This is a genomic window from Microbacterium sp. K27, assembly GCF_004794435.1.
Taxonomy (GTDB): domain Bacteria; phylum Actinomycetota; class Actinomycetes; order Actinomycetales; family Microbacteriaceae; genus Microbacterium; species Microbacterium maritypicum_A.
The window spans coordinates 36,844-54,536 of sequence record NZ_SSDK01000038.1; the positions used below are offsets into that span (position 1 = coordinate 36,844).

18 protein-coding genes are annotated in these 17,693 nt (G+C 68.9%); 12 read left to right on the forward strand and 6 right to left on the reverse strand.

Annotated features, from left to right (window positions below; genetic code table 11):
* Positions 1–9: 9 nt before the first annotated feature.
* Positions 10–918, forward strand: a complete 909-nt coding sequence (locus DW307_RS09400) for a glycine betaine ABC transporter substrate-binding protein (protein WP_136024579.1) — start codon at positions 10–12, stop codon at positions 916–918.
* 97 nt (positions 919–1,015) lie between these two features.
* Here the strand turns inward: DW307_RS09400 and DW307_RS09405 are convergent, their stop codons facing one another.
* On the reverse strand, positions 1,016–1,903 hold the full coding sequence (locus tag DW307_RS09405) for a MurR/RpiR family transcriptional regulator (protein WP_021200156.1): 888 nt from the start codon (positions 1,901–1,903) through the stop codon (positions 1,016–1,018).
* Positions 1,904–2,006: 103 nt separating this feature from the next.
* On the opposite strand from DW307_RS09405, the gene DW307_RS09410 reads away from it, so the two are divergent.
* From DW307_RS09410 to DW307_RS09435, 6 genes are read left to right on the forward strand one after another with little or no spacing between them, the layout of a single operon-like run.
* On the forward strand, positions 2,007–3,191 hold the full coding sequence (locus tag DW307_RS09410; protein ID WP_136024580.1) for a C45 family autoproteolytic acyltransferase/hydolase: 1,185 nt from the start codon (positions 2,007–2,009) through the stop codon (positions 3,189–3,191).
* 34 nt (positions 3,192–3,225) lie between these two features.
* The gene (locus DW307_RS09415) at positions 3,226–4,869 is read left to right on the forward strand and encodes an ABC transporter substrate-binding protein (protein WP_136024581.1); all 1,644 of its coding nucleotides are present in this window, start codon (positions 3,226–3,228) and stop codon (positions 4,867–4,869) included.
* A gap of 5 nt (positions 4,870–4,874) precedes the next feature.
* Positions 4,875–5,825 carry an ABC transporter permease gene (locus DW307_RS09420; RefSeq protein ID WP_029258835.1) on the forward strand — a complete coding sequence of 317 codons (951 nt, stop codon included), beginning with the start codon at positions 4,875–4,877 and terminating at the stop codon, positions 5,823–5,825.
* Positions 5,822–6,670 (forward strand): ABC transporter permease, encoded by an 849-nt coding sequence (locus DW307_RS09425; RefSeq protein WP_136024582.1) that lies wholly within the window; start codon positions 5,822–5,824, stop codon positions 6,668–6,670. The genes DW307_RS09420 and DW307_RS09425 overlap by 4 nt, the downstream gene beginning before the upstream one ends.
* 3 nt (positions 6,671–6,673) lie before the next feature.
* Positions 6,674–7,468: an ABC transporter ATP-binding protein gene (locus DW307_RS09430; RefSeq protein WP_136024583.1), complete on the forward strand. Its 795-nt coding sequence runs from the start codon at positions 6,674–6,676 to the stop codon at positions 7,466–7,468.
* Positions 7,465–8,319 (forward strand): ABC transporter ATP-binding protein, encoded by an 855-nt coding sequence (locus DW307_RS09435; RefSeq protein ID WP_051667784.1) that lies wholly within the window; start codon positions 7,465–7,467, stop codon positions 8,317–8,319. The genes DW307_RS09430 and DW307_RS09435 overlap by 4 nt, the downstream gene beginning before the upstream one ends.
* Positions 8,320–8,325: 6 nt before the next feature.
* Here the strand turns inward: DW307_RS09435 and DW307_RS09440 are convergent, their stop codons facing one another.
* Both DW307_RS09440 and DW307_RS09445 read right to left on the reverse strand, forming a co-directional pair.
* Positions 8,326–9,603: a sensor histidine kinase gene (locus DW307_RS09440; RefSeq protein WP_168441012.1), complete on the reverse strand. Its 1,278-nt coding sequence runs from the start codon at positions 9,601–9,603 to the stop codon at positions 8,326–8,328.
* A 5-nt stretch (positions 9,604–9,608) separates the two neighbouring features.
* On the reverse strand, positions 9,609–10,274 hold the full coding sequence (locus DW307_RS09445; RefSeq protein WP_021200164.1) for a response regulator transcription factor: 666 nt from the start codon (positions 10,272–10,274) through the stop codon (positions 9,609–9,611).
* Positions 10,275–10,410: 136 nt separating this feature from the next.
* On the opposite strand from DW307_RS09445, the gene DW307_RS09450 reads away from it, so the two are divergent.
* The 5 genes from DW307_RS09450 (at position 10,411) to DW307_RS09470 (ending at position 15,758) form a co-directional block, all read left to right on the forward strand.
* On the forward strand, positions 10,411–11,169 hold the full coding sequence (locus DW307_RS09450) for a hypothetical protein (protein ID WP_029265632.1): 759 nt from the start codon (positions 10,411–10,413) through the stop codon (positions 11,167–11,169).
* Positions 11,166–12,221, forward strand: a complete 1,056-nt coding sequence (locus DW307_RS09455; RefSeq protein ID WP_081859691.1) for a peptidoglycan-binding protein — start codon at positions 11,166–11,168, stop codon at positions 12,219–12,221. Before DW307_RS09450 ends, DW307_RS09455 begins: the two co-directional genes overlap by 4 nt.
* Entirely contained in the window at positions 12,218–12,928 is a 711-nt protein-coding gene (locus DW307_RS09460) for an ABC transporter ATP-binding protein (protein WP_029265630.1), read from the forward strand. Before DW307_RS09455 ends, DW307_RS09460 begins: the two co-directional genes overlap by 4 nt.
* Positions 12,925–14,133: an ABC transporter permease gene (locus tag DW307_RS09465; protein WP_029258842.1), complete on the forward strand. Its 1,209-nt coding sequence runs from the start codon at positions 12,925–12,927 to the stop codon at positions 14,131–14,133. Before DW307_RS09460 ends, DW307_RS09465 begins: the two co-directional genes overlap by 4 nt.
* Positions 14,134–14,282: 149 nt before the next feature.
* A complete protein-coding gene (locus DW307_RS09470; RefSeq protein WP_036331186.1) occupies positions 14,283–15,758 on the forward strand; it encodes a lipase maturation factor family protein in 1,476 nt (491 codons plus the stop codon).
* 150 nt (positions 15,759–15,908) lie between these two features.
* On the opposite strand, the gene DW307_RS09475 is transcribed toward DW307_RS09470, so the two are convergent.
* The 3 genes from DW307_RS09475 to DW307_RS09485 are packed head-to-tail and all read right to left on the reverse strand — an operon-like array spanning position 15,909 to position 17,664.
* Entirely contained in the window at positions 15,909–16,316 is a 408-nt protein-coding gene (locus DW307_RS09475) for a rhodanese-like domain-containing protein (RefSeq protein ID WP_136024585.1), read from the reverse strand.
* A complete protein-coding gene (locus DW307_RS09480) occupies positions 16,313–16,951 on the reverse strand; it encodes a bifunctional 4-hydroxy-2-oxoglutarate aldolase/2-dehydro-3-deoxy-phosphogluconate aldolase (RefSeq protein ID WP_240750593.1) in 639 nt (212 codons plus the stop codon). The genes DW307_RS09475 and DW307_RS09480 overlap by 4 nt, the downstream gene beginning before the upstream one ends.
* The gene (locus tag DW307_RS09485) at positions 16,948–17,664 is read right to left on the reverse strand and encodes a helix-turn-helix transcriptional regulator (RefSeq protein ID WP_021200172.1); all 717 of its coding nucleotides are present in this window, start codon (positions 17,662–17,664) and stop codon (positions 16,948–16,950) included. The genes DW307_RS09480 and DW307_RS09485 overlap by 4 nt, the downstream gene beginning before the upstream one ends.
* Between the last annotated feature and the right edge of the window lie 29 nt (positions 17,665–17,693).

The following is a 17,693-nucleotide window of genomic DNA, read 5'->3' on the forward strand; positions in this document are numbered from 1 at the left end:
AGAAATCACATGAAGAAGAAGATCCTCGCAATCACAGCGCTCGGTGCCGCAGCGGCGCTCACCCTCGCCGGATGCAGCGGCGACGGCGCCGGCGGTACGGGCGGCGGCGACGGCTCGGCCGATGACAAGGGCACGATCACGCTGGGCTTCCTGCCCTCGTGGACCGACGGCCTCAGCACCGCATACCTGCTGCAGGACCAGCTCGAGAAGATCGGTTACACGGTCGAGATGAAGACGCTCACCGAGGCGGGACCGCTCTACACCGGACTCGCGCAGGGTGACGTCGACATGTACCCGTCGGCGTGGCCCGAACTCACCCACGCCTCGTACATGGAGAAGTACGGCGACGACATCGAGGATCTGGGCAAGTACTACGAGAGCGCCAAGCTCACGCTCGCCGTACCCGAGTACTCCGAGCTCACCTCGATCGAGGACCTCGTGGGCAAGGGTGCCGAGTTCGACGGCAAGATCTACGGCATCGAGCCGGGCGCGGGTCTCACCGCCCAGACCCAGAAGATGATGCCCGAGTACGGACTCGACAGCGAGTACGAACTCGTGACCTCGTCGACCGCGGCCATGCTCACCGAGCTGAAGACCGCGACCGACAAGCAGGAGGACATCGTCGTGACGCTGTGGCGTCCGTTCTGGGCCAACGATGCCTTCCCCGTGAAGGACCTCGAAGACCCGAAGGGCGCTATGGGCAAGGCCGAGGGCCTGCACTTCCTGGGCACCAAGGGCTTCGCGGAGGAGTTCCCCGAGGCCGCTGAGCTGATTGAGAAGATCAAGCTCGACGACGCGCAGTACGGCGCACTCGAAGACCTCGTGGTGAACGAGTACGGCGAGGGCAAGGAAGCCGACGCGGTCGACGCGTGGCTGAAGGAGTACGGCGACCAGTTCGACTGGGCCGTCACCAGCTGACGCGAACCCGTCTCAGAGGTGTGCTCCGGTCGCACTTCCTGCCGCTTCCCGGTCCGCCGGGCGACAGGAAGGGCGACCGGAGCTTCTGCGTGGGGGCTCAGTAGCCCAGTCGTGCCCGAACGTCGTTGAGCAGCTGTGAAGAACGCAGTGCCGCATCGGGGGCGACGGCGGAGATGCCCTGGACCAGCACGTCCGAGATCAGGATCGCCGAGAGGCTCTCGGAGGTCAGCCCTGTGGGGGTGTGCGGTGCGGTCAGGATCGCGTCGACACGGGAGGAGAGCCTCTCGTGGAGCTCGTCGGTCACGAGGATGACGCCGGCGCCCATCAACTGCGCGTGGTCCAGGAGCACATCGATGTCGCGGGTGACCCGTCCAGGCGCGAAGATGACGAGGACGTCCTTCGCCCCGAGGTTCAGGACCTCGTCTGCGAGACGGAATCCGTCGGTGCTGAGCCGTCGAGTGGAGAGTCCCGTGCGTCGTAGGCGCAGTGCGAGGTTCTCGGCGGCGATCCCGGAGGCGCCGAGGCCGTAGCAATAGATGCTCTCGGCGCGCATGAGCAGCGTGATGGCGGCGGAATACGCGTCGTCGTCGTTCGAGCTGCGGGCGAGTTCGATGAGCGACGCCGCCTCATCCCAGGTCTCCTGCTGGATGCGGGCGAGATCCTGGCCGATGTGCTCGATGCGGGTCTTGAGGCGCACCTCGGGCGAGACGCTGCTCGAGAACGGAGCGGCCACCTCCTGCTTCAGATGTGAGAGGCCCGAGTATCCGAGCTTCTGCAGGGTGCGCACGACGGAGGCGTTCGAGGTGCCGCTCTGGGTGCCCAGTTCGGCGGCGCTCGCATAGAGGATGTGCTCGGCTGACGTCGATGAGAGCACGCGGCAGACGGCACGTTCGGATTTCGAGAGATCGTTCCACGTCCTGGCGATGCGCGCGCGGAGGCCGGAGAGCGCGGGGTTCTCTGTATCGCTTGTTACAAACGGTTCCATTGCTGTATCATTCTGTTCGAGAGGCGCATCATCCGTAACGGATGATTCAATCATCTCGGGTGCAACCACATTGCGCAACAGGCGCACCTGACAGGGAGGTCACATGGCGGCCATGACACCGATCCGCACGATCGAGATCAGTGGGGCGCCCCGCGAGCGCGGGCGCCGATACGGCGAGGCCGCCGCCGACCTCATCGCCGGCTCGATCGAGTACTACACGGAAGCGCTGACCCAGCAGACCGGCATGAGCTGGGCCGCGATCACGGATTCCGTCTCGCGATGGGTTCCGATCAGCGAGCAGATCGCGCCGCACCTCGTCGAGGAGATGCGGGGGATCGCGGAGGGGGCGGGTGTCGCCTTCACCGAGATCGTCACGCTGAACGTGCGCGGCGAGTTCGTCTACGACCACCAGGGACCGTCGCGCGTCACGAGCACCACGGTCCGTGCCGCCGACGACGAGCGCGACGACGCCGTCGACGGATGCACGTCGTTCTTCCTGACGGGTGAGGGCAGCGGCACCGGGCACACGCTCGTCGGGCAGAACTGGGACTGGCGCACGCGCACCGCGGGAACGACCCTCATCGTCCGCGTCGTGCAGGATCCGCTTCCCACGGTGATCATGCAGGTGGAAGCCGGGCAGGTGGGACGCCACGGCGCCAACTCCGCCGGCATCTCGTTGAACGCCAACGGGCTCGGGGGGAGCTTCGGAGCGGCGGTCGGCGTGCCGCAGACCCTGATCCGCCGACTCGTGCTCGATCAGGGCGATATCGCGAGCGCGCTCAGGATGCTGGTCAAGACCCGTCCCCATATCGCGAGCAATGCGCTCCTCGCCGACCGCAGCGGATTCGGCATCGACCTCGAGACCACGCCGAGCGGCGTGGACTGGATCTATCCCGAACGCGGCGTGATCGCGCACACCAACCACTTCCAGGCGTCCGTGCCGCCGCAGCTCGCCGGGTCCTACCTTCCGGTGGCAGCGGATTCGCTGCTTCGTCTGCCGCGTGTCCAGGCCGGGCTGGCGGCGGTCGCGCGTGCGGAGAACCCCGAACAGAGCTACGCGCTCGTGCGTGAGGCGATGTCGGATCACCTCGGCTTCCCCGAGGGCGTCTGCACGCATCCGCATCCCGACTCCCCCTCGGTGAAGCAGTGGTCGACGCTCCTCTCGAGCTGTGTCGACCTCACCACCGGCGAGTACCGCGTCGCGAACGGATTCCCCTGCGAGACCGAGTACGAGGTGCTGCCCTGGAACCTCTACGACGGCCCGCACGTCGAACTCCCCTCCCCCTGACCGACAGATTGAGAACCCGAGGAGATAGCGTTCAATGAAGAAGCAGCATCACCCCATCACCGTGACAATCGGCGTGCTCGCCGCCTCGGCATTCGTGCTCGCCGGCTGCAGTTCGGGCTCGAAGGGCGAAGACGGCGACGCCGCGCTCGACGTGCCTTTCGGCGCGACGACACCCGCCGCCTCCGGCCCGCTCGAGAGCGTGACGTGGATGCTCGGCGGAGAGCCGACGACACTCGATGCCGACATCGATGCGACCACCGCCGACGACACGGTTCTCGCGAACGTCTGCGACCGGCTCATGCAGGTGCAGCCCGATCTGACCCTCGGCCCCGGGCTGGCATCGGACGCCGAGTGGACCGACGACACCCATCTCGTCTTCACCATCAGGCAGGGGGCGCTGTTCCACGACGGCAGCCCCGTGAGCACGGCGGACGTCGTGTGGAGCATGCAGCGCCACTCCGAGGACGGTGCCGCCGAATCCGACGAGTACCGGAACGTGGTCTCGATCGAGCAGACCGGCGCCGACCAGATCACCGTCACGACATCACAGCCGGATGCGATCCTGCTCCAGGCGATGGCGGGCGATGGCGGTATCGTCTGGAACCCGCGTGTGATCGAAGCCGAAGGAGAGGATTTCGGCAGCCCCGGTTCGGCCTCCGCGTGCAGCGGGCCGTACCAGGTGACGTCGTGGGACGCGGGGTCGCAGCTCACCATCACCAGGTTCCCCGACTACTGGGACTCCGACGTCGACGCCCTCACGGACGAGGTCGTCTTCCGATGGGCCGACGAGACCGCGATAGCCAACTCGGTCACGACCGGTGAGGCCCAGGGGTCGTTCCTCGAGAACGCCGGCGCCGCCCGGAGTTTCATCGGCAGCGCCGACGTGTCCGTCTATCAAGGACCCTCGACGAACGCATGGGTGCTCGAAGCGACCGATCGCGGCGCACTGACGGATGAGCGCATCCGTCAGGCCCTCTCGCTCGCCCTCGACCGGACCGGTGTCGCCACGGCTGCCTTCGGCGGTCTCGCCCAGCCATGGAAGACACCCGTCGGTTCGGGAGCATGGGGATACGAGGTCGACACCTTCGAGCAGGCCTACGACGCTCTCGAGGGCGCGCCCGCGAAGCCGAGCGAGGCCGATCTCGCGGCGGCCAAGGACCTGATCGCCGAGGCCGGCGCCCCTTCCGCCCCGATCGTCGTCGCCTCGAACGGCTCCTCGACGCACAACGTGATCGCGAATGCGCTGGTCGCCGCGGCGCAATCGATCGGGCTCGAGGCGGAGATCACCGTGATCCCGCAGGTGCAGTACGGCGACTTCTACTCCGACCCCGACCTCCGAGGCCAGGCCGATCTGTGGCCCGACGAGTACTACATCTCGAAGAACGACCCCCTCGGCTTCTACAAGAACGGCGCGTCCGATGCGAGCGTGAACTTCGGCGTCTTCTCCGACCCGGAATACGATGCGCTGGTGGACGAGGGCTACGCCGCGACCGATGACGTCGAGCGCGCCGAGATCACGACAGAGCTGCAGAAGCGCTGGGTGGAGCACGCGGTGTGGATCCCGGTCGTCGCGACGCCGTCGACGCTCATCATGTCGAAGACGGTGACGGGTGTCCCCGCCTCTGCGGCGTTCATCTACTACCCGTGGGCCGTCGATCTCGGCAGCGCGAAGGGGTAGTCACGATGCCATTCGCGCTCCGCAAGCTCGCCGGCATGGTCTTCACGCTGGTGATCGCCTCCTTCATCATCTTCGCTGCGATGTACGCAGCGCCGGGTGACCCGGTCACGTTCCTCATCGGCAACCCCGAGAACCTGACCCCGGAGCGGATCGCGAGCGTCCGGGCCCAGTACCACCTGGACGAGCCGATGCTCGTCCAGTACTGGCACTGGGCCTCCGGAGTCCTCACCGGCGACTTCGGACAGTCGTTCCAGTACCACCAGCCCGTGAGCGCGCTCCTGGCGGCGAGGGTGCCCATCACCCTGTCGCTCGTCGCCTACGCGGCCGTCGTGCTCACCGTCGTCGGCATCGGCCTCGGCATCGTCGCGGCCGTGCGCCGAGGAAAGGCGGCCGATACCGCCATCATCGGATTCACGACTCTCGCCGCGAGCATCCCCTCCTTCGTGCTGGGAATCGCCTTCGTCGCGTTCTTCGCCGTGGAACTGCGATGGTTCCCCGTGGCAGGTGCGGGGTCCGCTGGACTCGATCGTCTGTATGCGCTCACACTCCCGGCACTCACCCTCGCCATCACCGCGCTCGCCATCGTGAGCCGCGTGACACGACAGTCCATGATCGAGCAGTTCTCCTCGGAGCACGTCGAGGCCGCCCGTGCCTCGGGTCTCCGCGAGCGGTACATCGTGCGCGATCACGTCCTGCGCGGGGCCTGGGGACCCATCATCACCATGGTCGCGCTCGTCATCGCGAGCATGATCGCCGGAACGGTCGCGGTCGAGACGGTGTTCGGGATCTCCGGCGTCGGCTCGCTCCTCGTCGACGCGATCAACACGCACGACTTCCCGGTGGTGCAGGCGGTGCTCCTGTTCATGGTCGTGGCCTACATGATCGTCACGACGATCGTCGATCTGCTCCTTCCCGTGCTCGACCCCCGTATCCGACGAAGGACGGTGTCCGCATGACCTCCGTGATCCTCCCGCGGGTGCGCCGCCGTCGGCGGTCCGGATCCGATCTCGGTTTCTGGATCTCCTGCGGCCTCCTCGCACTCATCGCGGCGGCGGCCGCGTTCGCCCCGCTCCTCGCCCCCTTCCAGGCCGACAGCGTCGACTTCGCCGCTATCTGGGAAGGGCCGAGCGCACAGCACCTGCTCGGCACGGACCAGCTCGGACGCGACCTCTTCTCCCGGCTTCTCATCGGAGCGGGTGAAACGCTCGTCGGGCCGGTGGTGCTGCTCGCGCTCGCCACCGTGCTCGGAGTGGCGATCGGTGTCCTGGCGGCGTGGCGGGGCGGATGGATCGATACGGTCCTGGCCCGCGCGACCGACGTGATGTTCGCGTTCCCCGGGCTGCTCTTCGTCGTGCTCGTCATCGCCGTGTTCGGCAAGGGGCCGGCCACGGCGATCGTGGCGCTCGCGCTCGCATACGCGCCGGTCATCGCGAAGTACACGCGCAGCCTGGCCCTGAGCGAGATGACGCGGCCCTACATCGACGCGTACCGGGTTCAGGGGCTCGGCGGCCTGACGATCTGCGTGCGCGGAGTCATCCCGAACCTGCTCCCTCCGCTCGTCGGGTATCTCGTCGTCCTCTTCGGCGAAGCCCTCATGAGTCTCGCGACGCTCAGCTTTCTCGGGTTCGGGGCGCAGCCTCCGAGCTCGGAGTGGGGCCTGATGGTCCAGGAGGGGCAACCCGGAATCATCCAGGGGGAGTTCCTTCCCACGCTCGTCCCCGGTGCCGCCATCGCCATCGTCGTCATCGCGGTGAACGTCGCCGGGGTGCGCGTGGCCGACCGACTGCTTGCGAAGGGATGAAAGATGCTCCTCGACATCCAGGACCTTGACCTGGCCTTCGGCGAAGGAGACGACGCGGTTCGGATCCTCGCCGGTGTCAGCCTCACGGTGGACCGCGGTGAGCTCGTCGGACTCGTGGGAGAGTCGGGCTCGGGCAAGTCCACGACGGCTCGCGCCGTCCTCGCGCTCTACGGCGATGAGGCGTCGATCGAGGGGAGCATCCGCGTCGACGGCACCCAGATGGTCGCCGCCGATGGGAGCACCCGGCGCCGAGTGCGCTCCGATTCCGTCTCGCTGGTGCAGCAGGATCCGCGCGCCGCGCTCAATCCGGTGCGGCGCATCGGGGACTCGCTCACCGAACGACTCGTCCGCGTGCACGGCTGGCGACGAGGTCGCGCCGAGGCGCATATCGTCCAGCTCCTCGCCGCGGTGGGACTCACCCACCCGGAGCGGAGAATGCGACAGTACCCGCATGAGCTCTCGGGCGGCATGCTCCAGCGCGTGGTCATCGCTTCCGCACTGAGCACCGATCCCGCGCTCCTGCTCGCCGATGAGGCGACGAGTGCGCTCGACGTGACGACGCAGGCCGAGATCATCGCGATCTTCCAACGGCAGATCCGCGACCGCGGTCTCGGCATGCTCTTCATCACCCACGACCTGGCGCTCGCCGGAGCGATCTGCGATCGGATCCATGTGCTGCGGCAGGGCGAGATCGTCGAGACGCTGACGACACCGGGCCTGTTCGCGGACGCCGTCCATCCGTACACGCTCTCGCTGATCGCCGCGGCCCCGGTGCTCGACACGAAGGAGGCGTCATGAGTCTGGTGGAGGTCTCCGAGCTGTATCGGGCCTTTCGGATGGGTCCGGGAGCCGAGCGCGTCGTCGCGGTGAACAACGTGAGCTTCGCCATCGAATCGGGTGAGGCGCTCGGCCTCGTCGGTGAATCGGGTTCGGGCAAGTCGACGATCGCTCGGATCCTCGTCGGTCTGGAACGCGCCGACGCGGGGTCGGCGGTGATCGACGGTGTCGACCGCCTGAGCAGGCCGCGCGGCAGAGCCGAGCGCCGTGCGAGGGCTCGTGCGGTGCAGATGGTGTTCCAGGACCCGAACGGTTCGCTCGATCGACGGCTGACCGTGCGCGAGGCGTTGCGGCGCACCCTGCGTCTGCGGGAACAGGGGGCGGGCGCGCACATCGACCGCACGATCGGAGAGCTGCTGGATCGCGTGCGGCTGACCGAGCGGCACGCCGACGCGAAGCCGCATGAGCTGTCGGGCGGTCAGCGGCAGCGCGTCGCGATCGCGCGCGCACTGGCGGTGTCTCCGCGCCTCGTCGTGCTCGACGAGGCCGTGTCCGCACTCGATGTCTCCGTGCAGGCGCAGGTGCTCGAACTCCTCGCCGAGATCCAGCGCGAGTCGGGGGTGAGCTATCTGTTCGTCAGTCACGACCTCGCCGTCATCCGCGAGCTCTGCTCCCGCGTGCTCGTGCTGTTCCGCGGCACGGTGGTCGAACAGGGAGAGACCGGCCAGGTGCTGCGAAGCCCGCAACACCCGTACTCGCAGCTCCTCATCGCCTCGACGCCCGGCCCGGGGTGGGACCCGGAGCGGGTCGTGCAGGACCGGATGACCTTCACGCAACGCATGGAGGTCGTCGGTCGGGGCGACCGGAGGTAGGTCGGGTCAGAGCGGGAGGACGATCGCGGCGATCAGGCCGCCGCCCTTGCGGGCGCGCAGACGCACCTCGCCGCCATGGGTCTTGGCGATGCTCTGCACGATCGCGAGTCCCAGCCCGGTGCCGTCCGGGCCGGCCGAGGTGCGACTCGCATCGCCGCGGTAGAACGGCTCGGTGAGCAGCTGCACGGTGGCAGGGGTGATCGGCGTCCCGGTGTTCTCGACCTCGATGACGGCTCGTCCGCGTTCCCGCCGGCATCGCACCCACAGCTCACCGCCGGGCACGTTGTGGCGGATGCCGTTCTCGAGCAGGTTGCGCACGGCCCTGGCCAGCAGCACCGCATCGCCCTCGACCGTGAGGTCGCGCAGGTTCGCGTGCACCTCGATCTCCTGGGCGTCGAGGTCGTCGACCTGGTCCTCGATGAGCGTGCTCAACTGCACCGGTTCGACCTCGTCCAGCCCGGTGCGGGCCCGGGCGAGGGCGAGCAGGGCCGTGATGAGACGCTCGCTCTGCTCGGTGGCCCGCAGCGCGCGCTGCATGTTGGCCTGCAGGTCCGCCGGCACCGCCCCCTGTTCGAGCGGGATCTCCAGGGCGGTCCTGGTCGTGGTCAGCGGGGTGCGCAGCTCGTGCGAGGCGTTGGCCACGAAGCGATCCTGCGCGGTGAACGCCGACTGCAGCCGGTCGAGCATCCCGTCGATCGTGTCGCCCAGCTCCTTGATCTCGTCGTCGGGGCCCGGCAGATCGAGGCGGCGCCCGAGGTCGCGCTCCGAGATGTCGCGGGCTGCGGCGGTGACTTCCCCGATGCGGTCAAGTGAGCGCCGTGCGAGCCAGAACGCGATCGCGGCGGCGACACCGGTGAAGGCGACGAGCACCACGATCGACCACAGGAGGAGCCCGCTGCCGACCTCGTCCGCGAGGAACGTCGACTGCTGCAGCACCGCTCCTTCCACGGCGTCGAGCGCGACGGTCTGCATCGGCGTGGCCACCGCGAAGCCGGTGACATCGGTGGTCTCGGCGAAGTAGGCGCATCCGGTGCCGGTCGTGCCGTAGAGGAGATCGCCGCTCTCGGTGAGCGGGGAGATGCTGCTCATGTCGGTGCTGTCCGCGGCCGGCGTCCCCGGCGCGACCTGTGTGACCGACAGCGCGGGCACGCAGGTCGCGGCCGTCGTGTCGATGGCCGAGGCGAACAGCGACTGCACCACCAGGTACTGCACCGAGAGCAGTGCGGCACCCGCGGCGATGAACACGGCCGCGATGGTGACGACCAGCCGGGTGCGGAAGCTCATGCGTCTCATGTCGTCCCCACTCGATACCCGTGCCCTGCCGCGGACTGGACGACCTCGGGAGCCCCGAGCTTGCGGCGCAGCGTGTGCACCACGATCTTGACCACGCCTCGGGTGCGCTCGTGCGGCTCGTCCCACACCTCGTCGAGCAGATCGTCGGCGCTGACGTAGCCGCCCTCCGCCGCGAGAAGCGTCTCGAGCACCCCGAACTCCTTGAGCGTGAGGCGGATCGGCGTGCCGTCGCGCTCCACGATGCGCCGCACGACGTCGAGGCGCACCCCGGCGAATTCGAGCACCGCACTCGCGCGCGCGGAGTGTCCGCGGCGGCCGAGAGCACGCAGGCGCGCGAGCAGCTCGACGTACGCGAACGGCTTGGCGAGGTAGTCGTCGGCACCGAGGTCGAGGCCCTCGACGCGGTCGTTGAGGGTGCCGGCGGCGGTGAGCATCAGGATGCGCGCCGGGTACTCCTGCGCCACGAGGGTGCGGCACACGGCATCGCCGCTCAGCACGGGCAGGTCACGGTCGAGCACGATCACGTCCACATCGTTCGATGCGGCGGCGGTCAGGGCGCTCGCCCCATCGCGCGCCACGTCGACGAGGTATCCCTCCCGGCGCAGGCCGTCGGCGAGGGTGTCGGCCAGGTCGGCCTCGTCTTCCACCAGCAGCAGTCGCATGGCACCTCCCGTCTCCGAGGGTGCGCGGTGCGCGGTTAGTTTCCGGTTAGGCGCCGTCATACCCCCAGCAAACCAGCGCATCCGTAGAACTGACTGCACGTCGCGGACGAGCTGCGACCGCGAGAAAGGGAAAGTCATGTTCGACTCGAAAGCACGCCGGTCCATGGTGGTGATGCCCGCTGTCGTGGCGCTCTTCGCGCTCTCTGCGTGCACCGCCCCGTCCGGGGACGACAAGGCGAAGGACGGCGCGAACGATGCGGCCGCTGCGCGGTTCGTGAGCTGCCTGACCGACGAGGGCCAGACGGCGAAGATCGTCGAAGGCGGTCAGGTCGGGCTGCTGATGCCGGATGCTCCCGGTGACGGGGCGATGGGCACGCTGAGCGACAGTACCGCCTCTGCCGGCGCCGGAGAGGAGATGGCGATGACGATGATCTTCACGGACGACGACGGCACGTGGATGGCCTCGACAGCTGCATCCGGCTACCCCGAGGACGGCGGCCAGCGCGCGGCGTGGGAGGCGTGCGAGGAGAAGGTCCCCGAGTTCACGCAGCCGGAGCCGGACATCTCGATGAAGGCGGGCGCCGAGACGCAGATGATCTCCCCCGAGGAGCTCACGGAGGCCGGGCTCGCCTTCGCGTCGTGCGCACGGGACAACGGCTTCACGGACTTCGCCGACCCCGACTCCGACGGCATGCTGACGCTGCCGACGGGCATCACCGAAGACGAGGCGCGCACCCTCCTCGAGGCGTGTGCGGAGAAGGCGGGCGACATGCCGCCCATGTTCACGCAGGAGAGCATCGAAGCCGTCGACTTCGACTGGTTCGCCCTGATGAGCGAATACTTCGAAGGCGCCTTCACCGCGGGGACCGTCATGCCCTCCGGAGGCGAGGAATGAGCCGCCGGGTGACGAAGGTGCTGCTGCCGGTCGGGGTGCTGCTCGTGGCCGCGGCGGTGGCACTCGCTGTGCTGCAGCCGTGGAGCTCGGTGGCCGAGTCTCCGGACGACGCCGAGAAGCCGGTCACCGCCACGGCCGAGCTCACCACGCTGACCTCCGACCTGCGGCTGAACGGCACCCTCAGCTACGGAGCATCCATCGCGCTGCCGGGGCGCGGGGGGACCATCACACGCCTGCCCACCGCGGGTGAGGTGATCGGCGTCGGCCAGGCGATCTACGAGGTCGACGGGAAGCCGGTGATCGCGATGCGCGGCGACCGTCCGTTCTGGCGCGACCTCGGCGTCGGCGTCGAGAAGGGCCCGGATGTGCGCCAGCTGGAGCAGGCGCTCGCCGACCTCGGCTTCGGCAGGAACATGACGGTGGACGACGAGTTCACCGCGGTCACGGAGACCAACGTCAAGGCCTGGCAGAAGTCGCTCGGGGTGCCGCAGGACGGCATCGTGAAGCTGGGAGACGTGGTCGCGATCACCGCCGCATCGGTGCGCATCGAGTCGGTGAAGGGAAAGCTGGGAGACCCCGCCGGGACGAGTCCGCTGACCTACACCAGCACCACCCTGCGTGTGGTCGCCAAGCTCACCGACGCGCAGGCCCGCGAGATCCTGCCGGGGACCCGGGTGACCGTGGTGCTGCCGGACGGGACGGAGGTGCCCGCGACGGTGACCGCCGTCGACCCCGGTGGTCAGCCGACCGAGAAGGAGGGCGAGACCACGCCCGCCACGGCGAACGTGGAGTTCGACGATCCGGCCGTCGCCGAGGGCATCGGACTGCGTGCGGTCAAGGTCGTGTTCGCGACCTCGGAGGTGAAGGACGCGCTGGTCGTGCCGGTCACCGCCCTGGTGGCGACGACCGACGGAGGCTATGCGGTCGACGTGCTGCGCAAGGGCGGCAAGGTCGAACGGGTCGCCGTGGAGGTCGGACTGATCGCCGACACCAAGGTGCAGGTCACGGGCGGAGACCTCGCTGCCGGCGACGCCGTGGTGGTGGCGCGATGACGCCGGACACCGTGGTCGAGCTCGTCGACGTGATCAAGGAGTATCCGGGAAGTCCACCGTTGCGCGTGCTGCACGGCATGAGTCTCGCGATCGAGAGCGGAGAACTGGTGGCCGTGGTCGGGGCATCCGGATCCGGCAAGAGCACGATGCTCTCGATCATGGGCACGCTCGACGATCCCACCAGCGGCACCGTGCTGATCGACGGGACGGATGCCGCAGCCCTCGCCGAGCGCGAGCGGGCGGTGCTGCGCGCTCGCCGCATCGGGTTCGTGTTCCAGCAGTTCTTCCTGTTGCCGGCGCTCAGCGCGGTCGACAACGTGGCGCTCGGGCTCCTCTACTCGGGAGTGCCCGCGGCGGAGCGCTCGGTGCGTGCGGCGGCCGCCCTGGAACGGGTCGGTCTCGGCGCCCGCATGAAGCACCGTCCCGGGCAGCTCTCCGGCGGGGAGCAGCAGCGGGTGGCCATCGCCCGCGCGATCGTCGGGAATCCGTCGGTGCTCTTCGCCGACGAGCCCACGGGGGCGCTCGACTCCACCACGGGCGAACGCATCCTCGAACTCCTCACCTCGATCGCCGACTCCGGCACTGCGGTCGTGATCATCACTCATGACCCGCACATCGCGGAGCGCACGCAGCGGCAGGTCGGCATCCACGACGGACGCATCGTGAGCGATACGGGCTCACCGGATCGGGAAGAGGTCGCGGCATGAGGCGCCGAGGGGAGCGGATGCCGCGGCTGAGCGTCGCGGACAGCATCCGCACGGCGCTCATCGGGCCGCGCAGCCGCAAGATGCGCACGGCCCTGTCGGCGCTCGGCGTCGCCGTGGGCATCGCGGCACTCACCGCCATCACGGGTATCGCCGCATCGAACCAGGCGGAGCTGCTGGCCAAGCTCGACGCGCTCGGCGCCAACATGATCGTGGTGCAGCCGGGGTACGGGCCGGACAACAAACCGGTCGCACTGCCCGAGACGGCCGGCGGGATGATCGAGCGGGTGACGGGGGTGGAGCAGGTCGGGGTGCTCGAGAAGGTGCCGGACGGTACCGGCGTGTATCGCAACGACCTCATGCCGAAGAGCCAGGGCAACGGGCTGACCGCGTATGCGGCGAGTCCCGACTTCCTCTCGTCGGTGGAGGGATCGGTCGCGAAGGGGTCGTGGTTCGACGAGACCGACCGCTCCCTGCCGGTGACCGTGCTCGGGTCAGCGGCAGCTGCGCGCATGGGCATCACGGAGCCGGGCGTGCGAGTGTGGATCGGCGAGCAGTGGTACACCGTGATCGGGATCCTCGACTCGGCCGGGCTCGCGGAGGACATCGACGCGAGTGCCTTCCTCGGCGATCATTGGGCGGCCGAGCACGTGTCGGCGAAGGGCGATGACACGATCGCCTCGATCTACGTGCGCATGGCCGACGGCGGCACGGGCGAGAAGGTCCGAGACGCGATCGCGCGCGCCGCGAATCCGTCGTCCCCGTACGTGCAGGTGACCGGACTCGGCGACCTCGCCGGGGCGCGGGACACCGCGGATGACTCGCTGTCCGGCCTCGCGGTCGGTCTCGCGGCGATCGCGCTGCTGGTCGGAGGGATCGGCATCGCGAACACCATGGTGGTGGCGGTGCTGGAGCGGCGTGGCGAGATCGGACTCCGGCGGGCGCTCGGCGCGCGTTCGGGTCAGATCGCGGGTCAGTTCGTGGCGGAGGCGATCGTGCTCGGCGGCCTGGGGGGCGTCGCCGGTCTGCTGCTGGGGGCCGCAGGGGTGTTCGTCTACGCCGGCATCCAGGGGCAGGCGGCGACGATACCCCTCGTGGTGCTCGTCGGGGGCCCGGCCGTGGCGCTGGTGGTCGGTGTGATCGCGGGGCTGTATCCGGCGATCAGCGCCGCCCGCCTCTCGCCCACGTCGGCGCTGCGCACGGTGTGAGCGCGCGGTGGGAGGAGATCTCGCGTTCGGGCGGAGATCTCGACCTCGAGGCTCCTCCCGACGCGGAGACCTCCTCCCGACGAGGAGACCTCCTCCCGACGCGGTGCAACCCCCTGACCCGTTCACGAGCCCGGGCGTAGCCTGTGGCCGTGGACGGGTTCGCGGCGGTCGACTTCGGATTCGCGCGTGAGGTGCTGCAGCGCGGCATCGCGGCGCTGTATCTCGTCGCGTTCGTCTCCAGCCTGAACCAGTTCCGGCCGCTGCTGGGCGAACACGGACTGCTTCCCGCGCCGGCGCTGCTCGAATGGGTCGGCCGCGACAAGGCGAGACGACGGATGCTGCATCCGACCCTGTTCTCGCGCATCCGCTATACCGACCGCCGCCTCGTGCTGCTGTGCGCGGCCGGCATCGTGGTCGCGGCACTTCTCGTGGTCGGCATCCCGCAGTGGGGGCCGCCGTGGGTTCCGATGCTGTGCTTCCTCGCGCTGTGGCTCGGGTACATGTCGATCGTCAGTATCGGGCAGACGTTCTACTCGTTCGGGTGGGAGATGCTGCTGCTGGAGGCGGGGTTCCTCGCGGCGTTCCTCGGCTCGGGCGATCAGCCGCCGCCCACCGTCGTGATCGTCCTGTTCTGGTGGCTGGTCTTCCGGCTCGAGTTCGGTGCCGGGATGATCAAGATCCGCGGCGGACGCGAATGGCGCGACCTGACGGCACTCATGTACCACCATGAGACGCAGCCCATGCCGGGTCCGCTCAGCAGGCAGGCGCATCTGCTGCCGCGCTGGTTCCATCGCGGCGAGGTGCTGGGCAACCACTTCGCGCAGCTGGTCGTGCCGATCTTCCTGTTCGCGCCGGTCCTGGCGCTGTGGGTGCGCGGCCCGGTACCGCAGGTCGTCGGTGCGGTGGCGGCATCCATCGTGATCCTGACGCAGCTGTGGCTCGTCGTCACCGGAAACTTCGCGTGGTTGAACGCGGCGACGATGGTCATCGCGTTCTCCGTGATCGGGCTGCCGGGAGTCGGGATGCCCGTGGCCGCCCCGCGGACCGATCCTCCCTGGATCATCGACGGGATGCCGCTGGCCTGGGTCGTGGTCACCTCGGCGGTCGGGCTGCTGTATGTCGTGCTGAGCGTGCCGGCGCTGCGCAACCTCTTCGCGCGGCGGCAGCTGATGAACGCGAGCTTCAACCGCTGGCAGCTCGCCAACGCCTACGGCGCATTCGGCACGGTCACGAAGGAGCGCATCGAGATCATCGTCGAGGGCTCAGCCGACGAAGAGGGGGTGGAGTGGCGCGAGTACGAGTTCCGTGGCAAGCCCGGTGATGTGCGCAGGATGCCGCGACAGTTCGCTCCCTACCATCTGCGGCTCGACTGGCTGATGTGGTTCCTTCCGCTCGGGCATTCGCTCGACGACTGGTTCACCGCGTTCCTGGTGCGGTTGCTGGAAGCGGATGCTCCGACCCTCGCGCTGCTGCGCATCGACCCGTTCGAGGGCGAAAGACCGCGGTGGGTGCGTGCGGTGTCGTACCGCTACCGCTTCGCCACCCGCGCCGAGAAGCGTGCCGATGGTGCGGTGTGGGTGCGGACGGACCGCCGTGTGGTGCTCGCGCCCTTCGGGCTCCGGTGACGCCTCCCCCAGTCCTCGGTCCCTTCCCTCCAACTCCGTCCCCTCCGGCGCTCCCGCTCCCTCGTTCCGGTCGCACTTTCTGTCGTGCGGGCGGCCTTTTGGCGACAGTAAGTGCGACCGGAACGAGAGGGCGGACGGGCCGGGACGCCGTCAGGGCTCGGCCGTGACCAGAGGGTCGGGACGACGCCGGGAGACGACCCCGGACGACTCGACCTCGAAGCCGTTGCGCACCCAGTACTCGTAGCCGCCGAGCAGCTCGCGCACATCGAGCCCGGCGGCGAGCAGCACTCGGGCGGTCGAGGTGGCGCCGTTGCACCCGGGGCCCCAGCCGTAGACGATGAGCGTGCGATCGCGGGGGAGCGTCGCGAGCCGTGCGTCGACCGCGGTCTTGGGCAGATGCATCGCCCCGGCGATGTGGCCGTGATTCCACGACTCGAGGCGCCGCGTATCGACCAGCACCGCCTCTCCGGAGGCCACGGCTTCGCGGGCGGCGACCACATCGATCTCGTACGCGAGACGCGCGTCAACGTGGGCGAGCCTCGCGTCGAGAGAGCTCATCGCCGCGCGCCCGCACCGAGCAGCGCGGCGAGCTGCGGCAGCTGCGCGGCGTCTTCCAGCGCCGAGCCGACGGCGACGACGCTGGCGCCGGCGTCGAGGTACTCGGCGGCGTTGGCCGCGTTCATGCCACCCGTGGTCACGAATCGTGCCTGGGGGAAGGGGCCGTTCATCGCCGTGAGCCACTGCGGACCGAGTACGGACGCGGGGAACGCCTTGAGCCAGGTGAGTCCCGCGGAAGTGGCGGATTGCACCTCGCTGGCCGTGGCGACACCGGGAAGGCTGAGCATTCCGGCCTCGTGCGAGGCGCGCACGACGTCGAGATCGAGCCCGGGGCTGACGGTGAACGTGGCGCCGGCGGAGAGCGCCTGCGCGACATGCTCGGCCGAGACTACGGTGCCGGCGCCGACGGCCTTGCCGCGCGTGCGTCCGGCGGCGGCGACCACGCGCAGCGCCTCGACGTCGTCGGGGGTCTGGATGGGGAGTTCTACGACGTCGATCCCGAGGTTCCACGCGGTGGTCGACAGGGCGAGGCTGTGCTCCGCCCCCATGCCGCGCAGGATCGCCATCAGGCGCGTGCCACCGAAGATCGCATCAAAGCCGGAGTTGTCCATCATGTTCCCTGTCGGTCCTGTCATCGCGTCCTGGCCTCTTCGAGGTACGAGTAGGCGGTCACCCGGGAGATGCCCAGGCGCTTGGCGATGGCCTCCACCGACTTGCGCATCTGTGTGGCACCACGCTGATCCAGCCGCTCCAGCACGGTGATCTTGTCATCGCGCGACATGCTCTCGAGGGGTCGCCCGATCTCGCGGATGGCTTCGGTGATCATCGAATCCATCACCGACACGAGGTCGGCGCCGAAGTGCTCCTTCGGAGCGTTCGCGGGTACGGGCGCCGGGAGGAGCGCGTCGAGCGTCTTGCGGGCGAGGAGCAGCGGGCTGAGGTCGACATTCACGCACAGCGACGCGATGATGTCGCCGGCGCCATTGTGGAAGTAGACCGAGGAACAGCGCAGTTCCCGCCCGTCGCTGGTGTAGCCGGTGTAGCCGAAGGCGTCGTGGTTCCCCCGGCGGTCCTTGAGCACGTCCAGACCGAGAGAGGTCGAGGGGCCCCCGACAGCGCGCCCGGTGACGTGCCCGTTCTCGATGGCCATGATCGTGTGACCCAGGTCGACGTCGGTGCCGTCGAGATTGTGGAGCACGACTTCGACGGTCGGTCCGGCCGCGGTGGCGAGGGCACGGAGCACGGGTCGATAGAGGCGGAGGACCTCTTCTGCACTCTCGTACGTCTCCCGTGCGAGATCATCGGCCAGGGCTGCAACCGCGTTCTCTGCTGTCGTCGATGTCGACATTCTGTGACTCCAATCCGGAGCAACGATAC

Coding starts and splice junctions, on each gene's coding strand:
- DW307_RS09400 (WP_136024579.1), top strand. CDS start 10: ATGAAGAAGAAGATCCTCGCAATCACAGCGCTCGGTGCCGCAGCGGCG.
- DW307_RS09405 (WP_021200156.1), bottom strand. CDS start 1,903: ATGGAACCGTTTGTAACAAGCGATACAGAGAACCCCGCGCTCTCCGGC.
- DW307_RS09410 (WP_136024580.1), top strand. CDS start 2,007: ATGGCGGCCATGACACCGATCCGCACGATCGAGATCAGTGGGGCGCCC.
- DW307_RS09415 (WP_136024581.1), top strand. CDS start 3,226: ATGAAGAAGCAGCATCACCCCATCACCGTGACAATCGGCGTGCTCGCC.
- DW307_RS09420 (WP_029258835.1), top strand. CDS start 4,875: ATGCCATTCGCGCTCCGCAAGCTCGCCGGCATGGTCTTCACGCTGGTG.
- DW307_RS09425 (WP_136024582.1), top strand. CDS start 5,822: ATGACCTCCGTGATCCTCCCGCGGGTGCGCCGCCGTCGGCGGTCCGGA.
- DW307_RS09430 (WP_136024583.1), top strand. CDS start 6,674: ATGCTCCTCGACATCCAGGACCTTGACCTGGCCTTCGGCGAAGGAGAC.
- DW307_RS09435 (WP_051667784.1), top strand. CDS start 7,465: ATGAGTCTGGTGGAGGTCTCCGAGCTGTATCGGGCCTTTCGGATGGGT.
- DW307_RS09440 (WP_168441012.1), bottom strand. CDS start 9,603: ATGAGCTTCCGCACCCGGCTGGTCGTCACCATCGCGGCCGTGTTCATC.
- DW307_RS09445 (WP_021200164.1), bottom strand. CDS start 10,274: ATGCGACTGCTGCTGGTGGAAGACGAGGCCGACCTGGCCGACACCCTC.
- DW307_RS09450 (WP_029265632.1), top strand. CDS start 10,411: ATGTTCGACTCGAAAGCACGCCGGTCCATGGTGGTGATGCCCGCTGTC.
- DW307_RS09455 (WP_081859691.1), top strand. CDS start 11,166: ATGAGCCGCCGGGTGACGAAGGTGCTGCTGCCGGTCGGGGTGCTGCTC.
- DW307_RS09460 (WP_029265630.1), top strand. CDS start 12,218: ATGACGCCGGACACCGTGGTCGAGCTCGTCGACGTGATCAAGGAGTAT.
- DW307_RS09465 (WP_029258842.1), top strand. CDS start 12,925: ATGAGGCGCCGAGGGGAGCGGATGCCGCGGCTGAGCGTCGCGGACAGC.
- DW307_RS09475 (WP_136024585.1), bottom strand. CDS start 16,316: ATGAGCTCTCTCGACGCGAGGCTCGCCCACGTTGACGCGCGTCTCGCG.
- DW307_RS09480 (WP_240750593.1), bottom strand. CDS start 16,951: ATGACAGGACCGACAGGGAACATGATGGACAACTCCGGCTTTGATGCG.
- DW307_RS09485 (WP_021200172.1), bottom strand. CDS start 17,664: ATGTCGACATCGACGACAGCAGAGAACGCGGTTGCAGCCCTGGCCGAT.